12 protein-coding genes are annotated in these 16,476 nt (G+C 61.0%); 10 read left to right on the top strand and 2 right to left on the bottom strand.

The window, feature by feature from the left end; all coding sequences use genetic code 11:
- The first annotated feature begins 54 nt into the window (after positions 1 to 54).
- The 5 genes from ABTV29_RS20785 (at position 55) to ABTV29_RS20765 (ending at position 8,652) form a co-directional block, all read left to right on the top strand.
- Positions 55 to 1,503 (top strand): sensor histidine kinase, encoded by a 1,449-nt coding sequence (locus ABTV29_RS20785; protein ID WP_433766558.1) that lies wholly within the window; start codon positions 55 to 57, stop codon positions 1,501 to 1,503.
- Between the two features lie 198 nt (positions 1,504 to 1,701).
- Complete coding sequence (locus ABTV29_RS20780; RefSeq protein WP_433766557.1) at positions 1,702 to 4,500, top strand: multicopper oxidase domain-containing protein; 2,799 nt, start codon at positions 1,702 to 1,704, stop codon at positions 4,498 to 4,500.
- Between the two features lie 17 nt (positions 4,501 to 4,517).
- Entirely contained in the window at positions 4,518 to 5,654 is a 1,137-nt protein-coding gene (locus ABTV29_RS20775; RefSeq protein WP_433766556.1) for an SCO family protein, read from the top strand.
- Positions 5,655 to 5,756: 102 nt separating this feature from the next.
- Entirely contained in the window at positions 5,757 to 7,250 is a 1,494-nt protein-coding gene (locus ABTV29_RS20770) for a sensor histidine kinase (protein WP_433766555.1), read from the top strand.
- Positions 7,219 to 8,652 (top strand): sigma-54-dependent transcriptional regulator, encoded by a 1,434-nt coding sequence (locus ABTV29_RS20765; RefSeq protein WP_433766554.1) that lies wholly within the window; start codon positions 7,219 to 7,221, stop codon positions 8,650 to 8,652. Before ABTV29_RS20770 ends, ABTV29_RS20765 begins: the two co-directional genes overlap by 32 nt.
- Positions 8,653 to 8,764: 112 nt before the next feature.
- Here ABTV29_RS20765 and ABTV29_RS20760 read toward each other — a convergent pair whose 3' ends face one another.
- Positions 8,765 to 9,151 (bottom strand): hypothetical protein, encoded by a 387-nt coding sequence (locus ABTV29_RS20760; RefSeq protein WP_433766553.1) that lies wholly within the window; start codon positions 9,149 to 9,151, stop codon positions 8,765 to 8,767.
- A gap of 840 nt (positions 9,152 to 9,991) precedes the next feature.
- Complete coding sequence (locus ABTV29_RS20755; RefSeq protein ID WP_433766552.1) at positions 9,992 to 10,777, bottom strand: ChbG/HpnK family deacetylase; 786 nt, start codon at positions 10,775 to 10,777, stop codon at positions 9,992 to 9,994.
- 211 nt (positions 10,778 to 10,988) lie between these two features.
- Here ABTV29_RS20755 and ABTV29_RS20750 point away from each other — a divergent pair, with 211 nt between their 5' ends.
- From ABTV29_RS20750 to ABTV29_RS20730, 5 genes are all read left to right on the top strand, one after another.
- Complete coding sequence (locus ABTV29_RS20750; protein WP_433766551.1) at positions 10,989 to 11,657, top strand: ABC transporter ATP-binding protein; 669 nt, start codon at positions 10,989 to 10,991, stop codon at positions 11,655 to 11,657.
- Position 11,658: 1 nt separating this feature from the next.
- On the top strand, positions 11,659 to 14,130 hold the full coding sequence (locus ABTV29_RS20745) for an ABC transporter permease (RefSeq protein WP_433766550.1): 2,472 nt from the start codon (positions 11,659 to 11,661) through the stop codon (positions 14,128 to 14,130).
- Positions 14,120 to 15,205, top strand: a complete 1,086-nt coding sequence (locus tag ABTV29_RS20740; protein WP_433766549.1) for a lipocalin-like domain-containing protein — start codon at positions 14,120 to 14,122, stop codon at positions 15,203 to 15,205. Before ABTV29_RS20745 ends, ABTV29_RS20740 begins: the two co-directional genes overlap by 11 nt.
- Before the next feature lie 200 nt (positions 15,206 to 15,405).
- Entirely contained in the window at positions 15,406 to 15,648 is a 243-nt protein-coding gene (locus tag ABTV29_RS20735) for a hypothetical protein (protein WP_433766548.1), read from the top strand.
- Between the two features lie 651 nt (positions 15,649 to 16,299).
- The gene (locus tag ABTV29_RS20730) at positions 16,300 to 16,470 is read left to right on the top strand and encodes a hypothetical protein (protein WP_433766547.1); all 171 of its coding nucleotides are present in this window, start codon (positions 16,300 to 16,302) and stop codon (positions 16,468 to 16,470) included.
- The last annotated feature ends 6 nt before the right edge of the window (positions 16,471 to 16,476 follow it).

Below are 16,476 nucleotides of genomic sequence, written 5' to 3'. Positions count from 1 at the left end.
TGGGCTATAAACCTATAGGGGGCATTCGCGCCGCATCCGGGGGATGGCGTATTCATGACCACGCTGGCCAAGACACTTCAATCCGACAAGGGCGATATCCGCTTGAGCAATCGCAAACAACCTTTCAATCTGCTGCGCTGGTTTTCCCTGATCAGCATGGCGGTGATCGGTACCGTGGCGGTGGCACTGGGGTCGGTGTCGACCAAATTCGTGATTACCGAAAGCGTTCAGCGCGATGCGTTGCTGACCTCGCAGTTCATTCAGGCGATCGCCTCGGCCGAGCTGCGCCATGTGGCGGTACCCAATGTGCGGACCATGGGCGAGCTGCTCGATCCGCGCAAGGATCGGGACTTTGCCGACGTCGACCCGATGGCCAGGGCCAACGCCCGTGGCGAATTTCTCGATCACATCGAACACCTGCCGGACGTGATCCTGGCCAATATATATGCACCCGATCGCATGGTGATCTGGTCCACCAACCCGGCCCTGATGGGCACCACGATCCATGCCGATGAAGACCTCGACAAGGCCTTCGCCAACAAGACCCCGGTGTCGGCCAGCTATCACGATGTCGACAAGTCACGCATGGAGCAGAAGTTCATCACGCAGCCGGAATACATCTTCATCGAAAACTACATTCCGCTGTTCGACGCCGAGGGCAAGAACGTCACGGCGATGGTCGAGATCTACAAGGAGCCCAAGGACCTGATCAATCGCATGGAGCGCGGGCTCGTGCTGATCTGGGTGGCCACGGCCCTGGGCGGTGCGCTGATTTATTTCGGGCTGTACTGGATCGTCCGGCGCGCGGCGATTTTGCTGGCGACCCAGCAGAAACAACTGATCACCAACGAAACCTTCGTCGCTCTGGGCGAGATGTCATCGGCGGTGGCCCACAGCTTGCGCAATCCGCTGGCGACCATTCGCTCCAGTGCCGAATTGGCCCTGGAGTTCGACAGCGGCGCGGCGCACAAGAACATCAAGGACATCATCGGCCAGGTCGATCGCATGTCGAAGTGGGTACGCGAGTTGCTGCAATCGTTGCGCCCACTCAATGACGATGCCGAAGCCGTGAATCTGGTGGCCTCGCTGTACGACAGCCTCATGGCCTTCGAACAACAGATCGCCAACGGACGGATCAATGTGGTGTTCGAGCCCAAAGAGACGCCCATGGTGCTCAGCCAGCAGGTGCAGCTGACACAGATCCTCAACAGCTTGCTGGCCAATGCGCTGGAGGCCATGGACGAAGGCGGCACGCTGACCATCAGCATGACGCCGGCCGATGCCCAGGGCGTGGTGGTCGTGGTCAGCGACACCGGCAAGGGCATGACCGAAGAGCAACGCAAAATGGCCTTCCGGCCGTTTTTCACCACCAAGCAGGGCGGGCTCGGCGTCGGGCTGGTCCTGGTCAAACGAATCATGGAGCGTTTTGGCGGTGCCGTGACCCTCGACAGCCGTGAAGGCGAGGGCACGTCTGTCCGTCTGTCGTTCAAGTTGGTTCCCTGAGCTTTTCCCACAGAGTGGGTGCGAACTTTCCCCGCTACCGGGTGTCATTCCCCAGTCGTATTTCCCCAGTCATGGCAGTTTGATGTTGATAAGCCATTGTTTTCCAAGCTTTCCCATCTTTGTATAAATTAGTTACAAATTTGGCGAGGGATTTGCAAAACCCCCATCACCCCCTTCACACATACGAGGCGGCAGGTGATGGACAAAAAAGCGCGGTACCCCTTCAAATGGTTGTTGACGCCTTTGAGCGTCGTTCTATCAATGACGATAAGCACAGGGATGCTGCGCGCCAGCCCAATCGACGATGAGCGACAGCCGGAGCCATCCGACCCTTCGGCCTACTACGACGAACCGGCTGAGCCAGCAGGGTTGAATGCCATCCTGACCATGCCGAAGGCCAACGAAGATGCCTTCGATTTGCCCAATGGCGTCAAGGGCTCCCGCGACACCGAGCGCGTGGAAAACCAACTGCCACCGTCACAGCAAACCAGTTTCAACTACCCCACCAATGGCAAGCCCAGCCCGTTGTTCGGGGCTCAGCCATTTACCCAGCAAATGATGCTGTTCGAGGAATTCGGACCGGAAAAACTCGACCCCACCACGCCGGCGGGGCAGTTGCCGTTTCCACCGCCGGGGATCGGTCCGTTGCCGGCCCAGGATCCCAACAGCGCTGCCCGCAGTGCACCGCCAAGCCTGGCGCTGGATAACTTTCTGCGCCAACCGGGGCTGACGCCATTCCCCAGTCAGTTCTCCAACGCGGTGGACCGCAACCCGTGGCAGGCGCAGATCGAGCAATTCCTCAACCGCCATATCGGCTCGTCTGCCGAGGGCCGTCCACCAGGAAAGGGTTGGTCCCACCAGCGCTGGAACGAGTTCTACCCGCAGAACGCCTACAAGACGGTGCAGACCGGTATCCGGACCAACGGCGGCTTGCGTGACGATCGGCAAATGCACCACTACGCCGTGGGTGAGTTCGGCCCTGGCGGCCTGTATCACAACGTCGCCGGCATTCCGGCAACGGACGGCACTTCCAAGGGCGTCGAACCGCGCCTGCACCCGCTCATGCCAGTGCAGAACCACAATTCGGTGTGGACCTTCGACGGCACCCTGCCGCCAAAACTGCTGATGGTGCGTTATGGCCAACCGCTTCTAATGCGCCACTACAACGGCTTGCCTATCGACCCTTCAGCCAACATGGGCTTTGGCCTGCACACCATCACCACCCATGAACACAATGGGCACGCACCGGCGGAAAGCGACGGCTATGCCAACGCGTTCTTCTTCCCGGGGCAGTACTACGACTATCGCTGGCCGGTGCAGCTCGCCGGTTACGACAGCATCAACACCAAGGCTGAAGACCCGCGCGCGGCGTTCCCTTGCTCGCCGGGCGAAACCCTGTGGACCAACGACATGAGCCCGGGCCTCAAGACGTGCGATCACGGCACGATCAAGATCCGTGGCGACTGGCGCGAAACCATGAGCACCCACTGGTTCCACGACCACATGCTCGATTTCACCGCGCAGAACGTCTACAAGGGCAACGCGGCGATGATGAATTACTACAGCGCCCTGGACCGTGGCAACGAGTCGGTCGATGACGGCGTCAACCTGCGTTTCCCCAGCGGCAGCGCCTTGCCGTGGGGTAACCGCGACTACGACGTCAACCTGTTGTTCGCCGACAAGGCCTGGGATAAGAACGGCCAGCTGTGGTTCAACCCGTTCAACACCGACGGCTTCCTCGGTGACCAGGTGGTGGTCAACTGGGGCTGGAAACCGACCCTGGACGTGCGTGCCCGCAGCTATCGGTTCCGCATGCTCAACGGTTCGGTATCGCGCTACTACAAGTTCGCCCTGGTACGGGAAATCAAGGGCACCAGCGGTGAGTTCCAGGGACCCAAAGGCTCAGGCGTGTCCTATGCCCGGGTGCCGTTCCACATGATCGCCAACGACGGCAACATCATGGAACACGCCGTACCGTTCGACGGCACCATGGATCTGGACAACGATGGCGACAAGCAGAACCACAACGCCATCCTGCCAACCCAGGGCATCGCCGAGCGCTTCGACATCGTCGTCAACTTCGCCAAGAACGGCATCAAGCCGGGGGACAAGATCTTCTTCGTCAACCTGCTGGCCCACGACGACGGCAAAGGCCCGAAAGAGCCTATCCCTCTGGCTGACGTGCTGTCGGAAAAATACCTGGCGGTGATCAAGCAGACCAGCAACGGTCCACAATGGGACAGGGGCGATCCGGCGGTAGGCAAGGTGTTGCAACTGAACGTCAAGGCCTATTCCGGTCAGGACCTGTCCATGGATCCGTCGAAGTATGAACCGGCCAAACCGGGCAAGGCTGAAGGCCTGGTGATGATTCCGCTGAAGATTCACCGCGACAACGCAGCCGACAAGGCGCTGCTGGCCAACGCCCGTCACCGGTCCTTCATCTTCGGTCGTTCCGACGGCACTGATGAGGCACCGTGGACAGTCAAGAGCGATGGCGGCTTCGGCTACAACATGGACCCTCGTCGTCTGAGCGCGGCCACCCAGCTGAAAACCGGTCCTACCGATGCTGGCACCACCGGCTTCGGCACCCTGGAAGTGTGGAAAATCCAGCTGGGCGGCAAGGGCTGGAGCCACCCGGTACATGTGCACTTCGAGGAAGGGATCATTCTCAGCCGTGGCGGCAAGGCACCACCGGAATGGGAAAAATGGGCACGCAAGGATGTGTACCGCATCGGTTCGGAAAACGATGGCCTGGACAACATCGAAATGGCGATCAACTTCCGCGAGTTTGCCGGGACCTACATGGAGCACTGTCACAACACCCAGCATGAGGACAACTCGATGCTGCTGCGTTGGGATATCGAGCATCCAGGTCAGTTCCAGTTGATGCCGACACCGCTGCCCAGCTGGGATGGTGTGCGCTACGTGAACTCTGCCGCACTGCCAACCTTCCGCAATGGCGACGGCATGGGTCCACAAGTGACTGTCAAACAATGAAACGGGAGGGTGTCGACATGAAGTTGCATACACCACGCACACGCGCCTTGGGCATGCATTTGATACTGGTGTTGGTGACCGGCTTACTGGCCAGCCAACTGCTGGTTGCCAACCAGGCGCCGTCGGCACCCGCCCCCACATCCACCGAGGCCATTGTCGCCGTACCGGCGGAAAAACCCGCCGACACTGAATCCGCCACCCCGTGGGGTGGCGACTATTTCCCCAACACCTTGCTGACCGACCAGAACGGTCGGCAGGTGCATTTTTTCGATGACCTGATCAAGGGCAAGGTGGTGGTGATCAACTTCATCTTCACCTCCTGCAGCGACTCCTGCCCGCTGGAAACCGCGCGGTTGCGCCAGGTGCAGAAACTGCTCGGCGACCGGGTCGGCAAGGACATCTTTTTCTACTCCATCAGCATCGACCCCCTGAGTGACACCCCCGAAGTGCTCAAGGCCTATTCGCAGCGCTTCCAGGTGGGACCTGGCTGGTTGTTCCTCACCGGGGAGTTCGCCGATGTCACGGAGCTGCGCAAAAAGCTCGGGCTGTTCATCGAAGGCGTCGACAACGGCCGCAGCAAGGACCACAACCTGAGCCTGATCGTCGGCAACCAGCAAACCGGTCGCTGGATGAAAGCCTCGCCGTTCGAGAACCCGTGGATTCTGGCCGATCAGTTGGCCAACACCTTGCATAACTGGAAGCAGCCGAGCGTTGAGCAAAGCTATGCCAATGCACCGGAAATTCGCCCGCCGAGCAACGGGGAAGAACTGTTTCGCACCCGTTGCGCCTCGTGCCACAGCCTCGGTCCGCAGGATGGGCAGGGCATCGGTTTGCGCAGCATCGGCCCGGACCTGATTGGCGTGACCCGCCAGCGTGATCCGGCCTGGCTCAATCGCTGGATCCGCGAGCCGGATCGCATGCTGGCGGAAAAGGATCCGATTGCGATGGAACTGTTTGATCGCTTCAACAAGATTCCGATGCCCAACCTGCGCATGGATGAGAAGTCCGCGCAGTCGATCATCGAGTTTCTGCAGGAGGAAACCGATCGCCAGCATCCGGTGCAAGCACCGCTGACTGCCGAGAACGAAGAACCCGAACACCATCACTCCATTGCGCCGCCCGCCGGTCCCCAAGGGCAGGCACAGATGCAATAGTGGCTAAATACTTGCATTGCGACACCCGTGACGACGAATGCCACCTACACTGATGCGAAACACGGCTGAAAAGGCTAGTTGAGCCGCGACCAGGACAGTCCCATGCAGATACTCGAAGAACAAAAAATAACTGCGCCGACTACTCCGGCCACGCAAGCCAGGGATTGGCGACCGCCCTTCAACCTGGTGCGCTGGTTCTCACTGGCGAGCTTTTTCATCATCGCCGCCGTGGCGTTGGGGCTGGGGTACATTTCCACGCGTTTTGTGGTGGAGGAGAGCATCGAGCGCGATTCGATGCTGACAGCGCAATTCATCCAGGCCATCGGCGATGCGGAAATTCGCCACGCCTTGATTACCCCGACGCGCACCATGGGCGAGATGCTCGATCCACGGCTGGACAACGCCTACGCCGATGTCGAACCTGGCGCCCGTGCCAACGCGCGCGTCGAGTTTCTCGATCATGTGGAGCACCTGCCGGACCTGCTGCTGGCCAACGTCTATGCCCTTGATCGTACAGTGGTCTGGTCGACCAACCCCGAGCTGATCGGCATGCGCATCGACGATGACGATGAACTGGACGAGTCTTTCGAAATGAAGGAACCGGTGTCCACCAGCTACCACGAAATCGATGAGGAGCGTCCCGAGCAACGCCTGGTGCGTGAACCCCAATACCTGTTCATCGAAAACTACATCCCGATGTTTAACGCCGACCGAACCAAAGTGATCGCCATGGTGGAGATCTACAAGGAGCCGACGGATCTGGTGGAACGCATCCAGCGCGGGTTCAAGGCGATCTGGCTGGCGACCCTGCTGGGCGGGGCGGCGATTTACCTGGGACTGTTCTGGATCGTTCGGCGCGCTGCGATGCTGTTGCAGAGCCAGCAAAAACAACTGGTGGCCAACGAAACCTTCGTGGCCCTGGGCGAGATGTCATCGGCGGTCGCCCACAGCCTGCGCAATCCGTTGGCCAATATCCGTACCAGTGCCGAACTGGCCCAGGAAATCGCCAGCCATGGTGCACAGAAAAACATTGGCGACATCATCAGCCAGGTCGACCGCATGTCGCGCTGGGTACGCGAATTGCTTGTGTCGTTGCGACCGGTCAACGACGACTTCGATGAGGTCGATCTGGTGCTGACCATCGATGACACCCTGGGAGCCTTCGAGGCGTTGATCAAACGCTCGAATGTCGAAGTGCGTTTCACTCCCAAAAGCGTGCCACCGGTCGTCAGCCAACAGGTGCTGTTGACGCAAATTCTCAATAGCCTGTTTGCCAATGCCCTGGAAGCGATGCCCACGGGGGGCGTGTTGAGTATCGAGATTGAAACACCGGCGGCAGACCAGGTGAGCATGATTCTCACTGACACCGGCAAGGGCATGACCAAGCAGCAGCAGCAAATGGTCTTCAAGCCATTTTTCACCACCAAACAGGGAGGGCTGGGCGTAGGCCTGGCCCTGGTCAAACGAATAATGGAGCGTTTCGAAGGCTCGGTAGAACTGACCAGCCAGGAGCGGGAAGGAACTCGCGTTTGTTTGAACTTTAAAGTGGCAACGGGAGGGGAATATGGAACACAGCATACTGCTGGTCGAGGATGATGAACTCCTCGCCGAGAATATTCAGACCTACCTGGAGCGCAAAGACTTCGAGGTGACGGTCTGCCACTCGGCTGAAAATGCATTGGAGCAATTGAAGACCTTCGTTCCCGACGTGGTGCTGACTGACAACTCGTTGCCGGGCATGAGTGGTCACGACCTGATCCAGAAGCTGCGCGTCAGCGCGCCGGATCTGAAGGTGATCATGATGACCGGCTACGGCAACGTCGAAGATGCCGTGGTAGCGATGAAGGAAGGGGCGTTCCACTACGTGACCAAGCCGGTGGCGCTGCCGGAACTCAAGGTGCTGCTGGACAAGGCCCTGGCCACCGACCGGATGGAGCGCACGCTGTCGTTCTATCAGGAGCGCGAAGCACAGAAGGCCGGGGTGCAGGCGCTGATCGGCGAATCGGCGCCGATGGTTTACCTCAAGAGCACCATCACCCAGTTGCTCGATGCCGAGCGCCGGATGGCCAACACCGATCTGCCTCCGGTACTGGTCGAAGGCGAGACCGGTACCGGCAAGGAACTCGTGGCCCGGGCCCTGCATTTCGACGGTCCGCGCGCCAAGGGGCCTTTCATTGAATTCAACTGCGCCTCGATTCCGGCCAACCTGGTGGAAGCGGAGCTGTTCGGTCACGAGAAGGGCGCGTTTACCGATGCCAAGGACCGTCGTCTCGGGCTGGTGGAAGCGGCCGATGGCGGCACGCTGTTTCTGGACGAAGTGGGGGAGATGGACCTGATCCTGCAGGCCAAGCTGCTCAAGCTGCTGGAGGATCGGAGCATTCGCCGGGTCGGTTCGGTCAAGGAGCGCAAGGTCGATCTGCGGGTGATCAGCGCCACCAACTGCAACCTCGAACAGATGGTCCAGCAGGGCAAGTTCCGCCGTGACCTGTTCTTCCGCCTGCGCATCATTTCGATCAAGGTGCCGCGCCTGTATGCCCGCGGTGAAGACATCCTGTTGCTGGCCCGGCACTTCCTCGCCGCCCACGGCAAACGCTATGGCAAACCCCACCTGCGCTTCAGTGAGCAGGCCGAAGAGCTGCTGCTCAACTACAGCTGGCCGGGCAACGTGCGTGAGTTGCGCAACATGCTCGAGCAGACCGTGTTGCTGGCGCAAAGCGATGTCATCGCCGCCCATCAATTGAATGTGTGCATGAGCCTGGTGGATGAGCCGCCGATGTTCCAGCACGAGGTGCCCGCCGCCGCAGAGTCACGCTCGGCCTACAACGACACCGAGTCGATGAACCTGCCGGAGGTCGAGCGCGATATGGTGCGCAAGATGCTCGACAAGACCGACTGGAACGTTACCAAGTCGGCACGGCTGCTGGGCCTGAGCCGCGACATGCTGCGTTACCGGATCGAGAAACTCGGTCTTGCGCGGCCGGACAAGCGACAGTGGTAGGCCTGTAGGAGTGCAGGAGCAAAGCTTGCTCGCGATAGCGGTTTGTCAGGCGCCATGATGACTGACTGGACTGCCGTCATCGCGAGCAAGCTTTGCTCCTACAGCTGAAAGCCTACAACGTCGGGACGTGCTGCCCTCTGAGGCAAGACAGCGTGCACTCGGGGTTTTCCACTTCCTGGTTCACGTAGACACCGCGTTCTTCGTCATAGGTGCGAATGAACACGCGTACGGTGGCATCGGCCACCGTGGGCAACTGGGAGTCGGAAAACACGTGTTGGCTCGACACCGGAATGAACGTCTGAGGCGAAGTCGGGATATACGCCCCCGGCGGTATGGTGCTCAGAGAGGGCGGAGCGGGGTGGGCGAAGGGTTGGTCGGCCCCGTAATAGTTGAATTCACTGCTCGACTGCTCGGTTTGCATCAGGCTGTCGTCGGCCTGTACGCAGGTGGCGGCGGTCAGGCAAAGGGCAAGTATTAGCGTCTGTTCGATTTTGTTCATGGCAGCACCTGCGGCATTGTTTTTCGCGCATTTCCCCAAGGACATTAACTATAGCGCGCCTTGGGACAGCTCGATTTTTCGCGGCTGGCGAAGCCCTATTGCATTCAACATCGCAGGTGGCTGGACTGACGCCATCGCGAGCAGGCTCGCTCCTACATTTTGATCACTGTCGAACACGGGTTTTGTGCGCGCAGACAAACCATTGTAGGAGCGAGCCTGCTCGCGATAGCGGTCTTGCATTCAACATCACAGATGGCTGGACTGACGCCATCGCGAGCAGGCTCGCTCCCACATTTTGATCACTGTCGAACACGGGTTTTGTGTGTGCGGAAAAACCACTGTAGGAGCGAGCTTGCTCGCGATAGCGGTGGAGCATTCAACATCGCAGGAGGCTGGACTGACGCCATCGCGAGCAGGCTCGCTCCCACATTTTGATCACTGTCGAACACAGGTTTTGTGTGCGCAGACAAACCACTGTAGGAGCGAGCCTGCTCGCGATAGCGGTCCTGCATTCAACATCGCGGGTGGCTGGGCTGACGCCATCGCGAGCAGGCTCGCTCCTACATTTTGATCGCTGTCGAACACAGGTTTTGTGCGTCCGGAAAAACCACTGTAGGAGCGAGCCTGCTCGCGATAGCGGTCTTGCATTCAACATCGCAGGTGGCTGGGCTGACGCCATCGCGAGCAAGCTCGCTCCAACATTTTGATCACTGTCGAACACAGGTTTTTGTGCACGCGGAAGAACCACTGTAGGAGCGAGCCTGCTCGCGATAGCGGTCCTGCATTCAACATCGCGGGTGGCTGGGCTGAAGCCATCGCGAGCAAGCTCGCTCCTACAGTTCACTGCTGTTCCATCACTGTCTCTACGCGGCCGACCGCGCTATAGGGGACCCTCGGCACACCGGGCAATCTTTGCTCCAGGAGTGCGCTCAAGGACTCTCCCTGGTCCAGGCAGGCATCGCCGAAATCGGCGCCGAGCTGGCTGGGGTGGGCGACGATTTCCAGCAGGCCTTCGCTGGGCGGTGCGGCGTTGCGCAAATCCATCGGGGTGCAGACGTAGTCGGCCGTCGCACCGGCCAGGCTGTTCAAACGATGGTTGAGCAACTGCTTGTACAGGCGTTTGCGCAGGCTCTGGTTCTGCCCCAGATTGCGCGCCAGTCGCACCGGAACCCTCTGCCGGGCGGCGAAGCGCGCGACGATCTCGCCGATGGGCCAGACGTTGTGCACTTGATGATGGGAATCCAGATGGCTGGGCCGCACGCCGTGATCCACAAAATGCTGCCACTGCGCTTCGAGTTCTTCCTGTACCGCGAGGCGATCCTGATGACCGAGCCAGAGACGGCTGCGGCGCAGGTTGAAATCGAACACGCCGCTGCGGTCGCAGAAGGTCGGGCGGGTCAGGATGCGCCGACTCAGCGGGCGGCCGTAGGTGAGGTTGAAGTGCAGGCCGATGCGTCCTTCCAGCAACGGATGCTGCGCCAGGGAACAGGCGGCGGCGAAGGCCGGCGTGTTGGCCATGGCGGTGGCGGAACTGATGATCCCGGCCTGGAAGGCTCCCAGGATCACGGCATTTTCACAGGCGCTTAGGCCAAAATCGTCAGCGTTGACTATGACTTGCTGTGGCATGTTCGCCCTCCATGAGTATGTCGATGGGTGCGGTTACCGAAAGCCTCGGGCGGACCCGAACGCGCTCCATCCACAGTAGTTCCTCGTTGGAAAAAACCCAGCGCCGCCGGCAATTTTTGACGCACGTTCAGGCAGGGCCGCAGCCGGCAACCGACAAAAACCAGTCTGGGCCGCTATTCTTGGCCCACGCGTATCGAACGGGTTTTTTCCCATGCTTGAAGTGCAAGGCGTCTTCAAAAGCTACGCCACCCCGCAAGGCCCGTTGCCGGTGCTGCAGGGTGTCGACCTGCGCCTCAAGCCCGGCAGCAGCCTGGCGCTGATGGGCGAGTCGGGCAGTGGCAAAAGCACCTTGCTGCACCTGATTGCCGGGCTGGACAAAGTGGATCGTGGCAGCATCCGCAGCGGCGAACATCGGCTGGAGCAGATGAACGAAGGGCAACTGGCGAACTGGCGGCGCACGGAAATCGGCCTGGTGTTCCAGCAGTTCAACCTCATTGGCAGTTTGCGCGTGGAGGACAACCTGGCGTTTCAGGCACAGCTTGCCGGGCGTCATGATCCGCGCTGGCAGGCGCATCTGGTGCAGCGCCTGGGCTTGGCCGATGTGCTGCGGCGTTACCCGGAACAACTTTCCGGCGGCCAGCAGCAACGGGTGGCGCTGGGCCGGGCGCTGGCCTCGCAACCGAAACTGCTGTTGGCCGACGAGCCCACCGGCAGCCTCGATGAAGCCACCAGCGCCGAGGTGCTCAAGCTGTTGCTGGAACTGCTCGACGACAGCCCGACGACTTTGTTGATGGTCACCCACAGCCCCAGCGTCGCCGCGCGGCTGGCGGAGAAAGTGGTGCTGCACGGCGGTCGCCTGGCCAGTGTGGACGGGCACTGAGATGCGCATTTTCCGCCAGACCCTGCGGGCGTTGCTCAGCCACTGGCGGCAGCATCCGGTGCAGTTTTTCAGCGTGCTGACCGGGCTGTGGCTGGCCACCAGCCTGCTGATCGGCGTACAGGCGCTGAACAGTCAGGCGCGGGACAGCTATGCAAGGGCCAGCCAATTGATCGGCGGCGAAGCCCAGGCCAGTCTCAGCGCTCCCGCTGGCGCGACGTTCCCCCAACAATGGTTTGTCGACCTGCGTCGCGCCGGTTGGCCGGTGTCGCCGGTGTTGCAGGGGAGGCTGACGCTCAAGGGCCATGAAGAACAGCGTCTGCAACTGATGGGTATCGAGCCGGTGTCGCTGCCGGCGGGAGGCGTGGTGGCCGGGCGGGCGATGGCCATCGAACAGGTCGTCGAGTTCTTCACCCCGCCGGGCAGCACCTGGATTTCGCCGCAGACCTTGCAGGCCTTGGGGCTGAAGGAAGGAGACCGCCCGCAGGCGCTCAACGGCCAGGCGCTGCCGCCCTTGCAGGTGCAGACGGACATGGCCCCCGGCGTGTTGCTGGTGGACATCGGCTTTGCCCAGCAGATCCTCGAATTGCCGGGGCAGATCTCGCGCTTGCTGCTGCCCAGGGATTTCACCGCGACCTTGCCCGATGCGCTGAGCGGCCAACTGCAGTTCAAGAGCAGCGGTGAAGAAAACAATCTGGCGCGCCTGACCGAAAGCTTCCACCTGAACCTCGACGCCCTGGGGTTTCTGTCGTTCGTGGTCGGCCTGTTCATCGTGCATGCCGCCATCGGGCTGGCGCTGGAACAGCGGCGAGGCCTGCTGCGAACCTTGCGTGCCTGCGGGGTCAGTGCGCGGATGTTGATCGGCTGTCTGGCGGTGGAATTGGCCGTTCTGGCCTTGATCGGCGGCGTGGCGGGCGTGGTCAGCGGCTATCTGCTGGCCAGCGTGCTGCTGCCGGATGTCGCCGCCAGTCTGCGCGGCTTGTACGGTGCCGAAGTGGCGGGGCAGTTGACCCTGAGCCCGCTGTGGTGGCTCGGTGGCGTCGGCCTGGGCCTGCTCGGTGCCTTGCTCGCCGGGGCCAACAGTTTGTGGCGTGCGGCGCGCTTGCCCTTATTGGCCCTGGCCGATCCGCAGGCCTGGCATCAGGCCCACGCGCGCTGGTTGCGGCGACAGGCCTGGGTGGCGGCGCTGGCCCTGGCGATCGCATTGCTGGCGTTGTTGCGCGGTGACAGCCTGGCCAGCGGTTTCGTGCTGATGGCCGCGCTGTTGCTGGGCGCCGCCCTGGCGTTGCCGGTGGTGCTCAATGCGGTACTCGACGGTTTGTTGGGGCGCAGTCGTTCGGTGCTGGGCCAATGGTTCGTCGCCGATTGCCGCCAGCAACTGCCGGCCCTGAGCCTGGCGTTGATGGCGCTGCTGCTGGCCCTGGCGGCGAACATCGGCGCCAGCAGCATGACCGCCGGTTTTCGCGAAACCTTCAGCAACTGGCTCGAGCAGCGGCTGACCGCTGAGCTCTACCTCAATCCGCAAAACCCGGCCCAGGCTCGGGAACTGTACAGCTGGCTCAAGCAACAGCCGCAGCCCACGGCGGTGTTGCCCAACTGGCAGGTATCGATCCAGGTGCAAGGCTGGCCGACGGATATCTTCGGTGTGATCGATCACCCGACCTACCGTCAGCACTGGCCGCTGCTTGAAGCCCTGGGCGACGCCCCTTGGGAGCGCCTCGCCACCGACGATGCCGTGATGCTCAGCGAACAACTGGCCCGGCGCTTGCGCGTGCAACTGGGCGATCGCCTGACGATTGCCACGCCCAATGGCCCGTGGTCGCCGCGCATCGTCGGGATCTATGCCGACTACGGCAATCCCAAGGGCCACATACTGGTCAACGTGAATCACCTGCTGCGTGGCTGGCCGCAACTGACGCCCAATCGTTTCAATCTGCGGATCGAGCCGACGTTGATCAGCCCATTCGTCAGCGCCTTGCAGGCACGCTTCGCCCTGGAGGACAGTCGCATCGTCGATCAGGCCAGGCTCAAGGGCTGGTCCACGCAAGTCTTCGAACGCACCTTTGCCGCTACCGCCGCGCTCAACAGCCTGACGCTCTGCGTGGCTGGCGTGGCGTTGTTCATCAGTCTGCTGACGCAAAGCCAGAGCCGTCTCGGGCAACTGGCGCCGCTGTGGGCGTTGGGGGTGACGCGCCGGCAATTGATGCTGCTCAATCTCGGGCAGACCTGGCTGCTGGCGCTGTTGACGCTGGTGCTGGCGCTGCCATTGGGCATCGCCCTGGCCTGGTGCCTGGACGCCGTGATCAATGTCCAGGCCTTCGGCTGGCGTCTGCCGTTGCGGGTATTTCCAGTGCAATTGCTGCAATTGATGGGGTTGGCGGTGGTGGCGACCTTGCTGGCCTCGGCTTGGCCACTGTACGCCTTGTATCGCACGCAACCGGCGGACCTTCTGAGGACTTTTTCCCATGAGGATTAAGCCCGCGATGTTTCTATTGGCGCTGCTGTTGGCGCTGCTGGTGGGCGGCTGCGATCAACCGGCGAGCGAGGAAAAAGGCTTCGCCGGGCTGGGCAATCAGGCGGCTGCATTCACCCCTGTAGTACCCGGTCGGGTGTTCAGCTTCCCTTCGGATCACGGCCCCCATGACGGGTTTCGCATCGAGTGGTGGTACGTCACCGCCAATCTCAAGGACGAGCAGGGCAATGAATTTGGCGCGCAGTGGACGCTGTTTCGCAGTGCCTTGAAAGCCACACCCGAGACGGCGGGTTGGGAGAACCAGACACTCTGGCTCGGCCATGCGGCCGTCACCTCGGCGACGGTCCACCATGCCGCCGAACGTTATGCCCGTGGCGGTGTGGGGCAGGCCGGGGTGAGCCTGGCGCCGTTCAAGGCGTGGATCGACGATTGGCAATTCGCCAGCCAGTCGGGCGACGCCGACCCGCTGGCGGATCTGCTACTGAGTGCCCGGGACAAGTCGTTCGGCTATCAGCTGCGGCTGACGGCGAAGCGTCCGCTGGTGCTGCAGGGGGACGCGGGGTTCAGCCAGAAATCCGAGCAGGGCCAGGCGTCGTATTACTACAGCCAGCCGTTTTTCCAGGCCAGCGGCACGCTGGAGATCGACGGCAAGCGCTATCAAGTCAGTGGCCCGGCGTGGCTCGACCGCGAATGGAGCAGTCAGCCGCTGACCGCCAATCAGACCGGTTGGGACTGGTTGTCCCTGCACCTGGACAGCGGCGAGCAGGTGATGCTCTACCGAATGAGGCAAAAGGACGGCGCACCCTACCTCACGGGGACCTGGATTGATGCCGGGGGGCAGACGCAGATGCTGCGCGGCGCCGACATTCGCCTCATCCCGCAGGACACCGTACGCGTCGCCGGGCGTTCGATGCCGGTACGCTGGGCGATCCAGATCCCGGTCAAGCAACTAGACATCGTCATCAACGCCCTCAACCCCAACGCCTGGATGGATTTGCGCATTCCCTACTGGGAAGGCCCCGTGCGCCTGAGCGGCAGCCATGGCGGGCAGGGCTACCTGGAAATGACCGGCTATTGACCTGTAGGAGCGAGCTTGCTCGCGATGGTCGTCAACGATAACGCTGGATGCCTGACACTGCGCAGTGTTCTTGCGTTCATCGCGAGCGAGCTCGCTCCTACAGGGCGCAGGGATTTGAGAGGAAGAATCAAATGCAATCGTGTTGAACTCTGATGGCATTCCGACACTCTACTGTGGGAATTCTTCCATCGGAGCCCGCCATGCGTGAAGACCTCACACCACCCGATCTCAACACATGGCGGCGCGTGTTCAATGACCGGGCCTACTGGCAACAGTCTCCCGACGCGTATTACATCGAACTGCTGCGCCTGGCCGACGATTTGTTGGGGATGGGCGCCATTGACCTCGATCAGTGGCAGGACCTGAACGCCAGGGCGGCGCAATCTCTCAGGGACTCGCCGGCCATCAACGTGACGCGGGAAGTCGACGATCCCCACGCCTGAGGAGAGTGCCCATGAGGCCGCCTCAAAACCACCGATGGTGTACGGCCGGAAGTACAGGTCAAGTTGAAGGAACTGAAAGTTGGACAGCGCGTCAATGTTGTCGATATCGACATACTGACGGTGACCAGCAAAAGCGGAAGTTGAGAAGGGCGTGGTTAATCCTGTACAACTTTTTGTATAGGAATAGTGACTTTTTTGAACTGACTGGTGAATTTTAACTACCACGGTTGAAGCACTTCAGAGCGGGCGACTGTTGAAATATGTATCTGCAAATTTCGCATTTAAGTCGCGGACTTCTTCAACAAGTTCCATTAAAATGCGCCCCGTTCGCCCAGTGTTACGGCTCTTTACCAGTGCATGGAATGCCGAGGCCATTGCACTGGGCGAACACCACCGTGGAGTTTTCCTGTGAACTTCCAGCGACTCCAGACAAGAAAGGGTGCTCATTTTGATCACCCTTTTTTATTGCGCGTGGATTACCCGGATGTGGTGCGTGGGAAGATTGTCCGACAATAATCGGCTAGTTGTTTTACACCCGTCATTAACCCCTTAAGTTGTCGCCAGCCGCTGATTTTCTGATAGATGACATGTACGGCCTGCATGGTATTTGCCGGGGTCCGGCATTTGTGCGGGGCGTCTTTGGCGCGAGCGATGTCCACCGTCTTCACGACGCCCGGCATGGAAAACAGCGCGACAAAAAGCAGCTTTGGGCGCACCGTGGTCAATCGCCTTGCAGGCCGAACCGGCAGTCCCGCGCAACGGTCATATGCCAGGCTCAACGCGCAGCGTCTTGCGCATTCCCGCAGTCCCGAGATGGAGTGATGACGA

The organism is Pseudomonas putida, assembly GCF_050989985.1.
GTDB lineage: Bacteria > Pseudomonadota > Gammaproteobacteria > Pseudomonadales > Pseudomonadaceae > Aquipseudomonas > Aquipseudomonas putida_AI.
The sequence above is the reverse complement of the archived record's forward strand: the minus strand, read 5'-3'. Positions and strand labels throughout refer to the sequence as shown.

Bases quoted from the DNA above. Each gene is read 5' to 3' on its own strand.
- ABTV29_RS20740 (WP_433766549.1), top strand. From the start codon at position 14,120: ATGAGGATTAAGCCCGCGATGTTTCTATTGGCGCTGCTGTTGGCGCTG.
- ABTV29_RS20755 (WP_433766552.1), bottom strand. From the start codon at position 10,777: ATGCCACAGCAAGTCATAGTCAACGCTGACGATTTTGGCCTAAGCGCC.
- ABTV29_RS20750 (WP_433766551.1), top strand. From the start codon at position 10,989: ATGCTTGAAGTGCAAGGCGTCTTCAAAAGCTACGCCACCCCGCAAGGC.
- ABTV29_RS20745 (WP_433766550.1), top strand. From the start codon at position 11,659: ATGCGCATTTTCCGCCAGACCCTGCGGGCGTTGCTCAGCCACTGGCGG.
- ABTV29_RS20735 (WP_433766548.1), top strand. From the start codon at position 15,406: ATGCGTGAAGACCTCACACCACCCGATCTCAACACATGGCGGCGCGTG.
- ABTV29_RS20785 (WP_433766558.1), top strand. From the start codon at position 55: ATGACCACGCTGGCCAAGACACTTCAATCCGACAAGGGCGATATCCGC.
- ABTV29_RS20780 (WP_433766557.1), top strand. From the start codon at position 1,702: ATGGACAAAAAAGCGCGGTACCCCTTCAAATGGTTGTTGACGCCTTTG.
- ABTV29_RS20775 (WP_433766556.1), top strand. From the start codon at position 4,518: ATGAAGTTGCATACACCACGCACACGCGCCTTGGGCATGCATTTGATA.
- ABTV29_RS20770 (WP_433766555.1), top strand. From the start codon at position 5,757: ATGCAGATACTCGAAGAACAAAAAATAACTGCGCCGACTACTCCGGCC.
- ABTV29_RS20765 (WP_433766554.1), top strand. From the start codon at position 7,219: ATGGAACACAGCATACTGCTGGTCGAGGATGATGAACTCCTCGCCGAG.
- ABTV29_RS20730 (WP_433766547.1), top strand. From the start codon at position 16,300: ATGTCCACCGTCTTCACGACGCCCGGCATGGAAAACAGCGCGACAAAA.
- ABTV29_RS20760 (WP_433766553.1), bottom strand. From the start codon at position 9,151: ATGAACAAAATCGAACAGACGCTAATACTTGCCCTTTGCCTGACCGCC.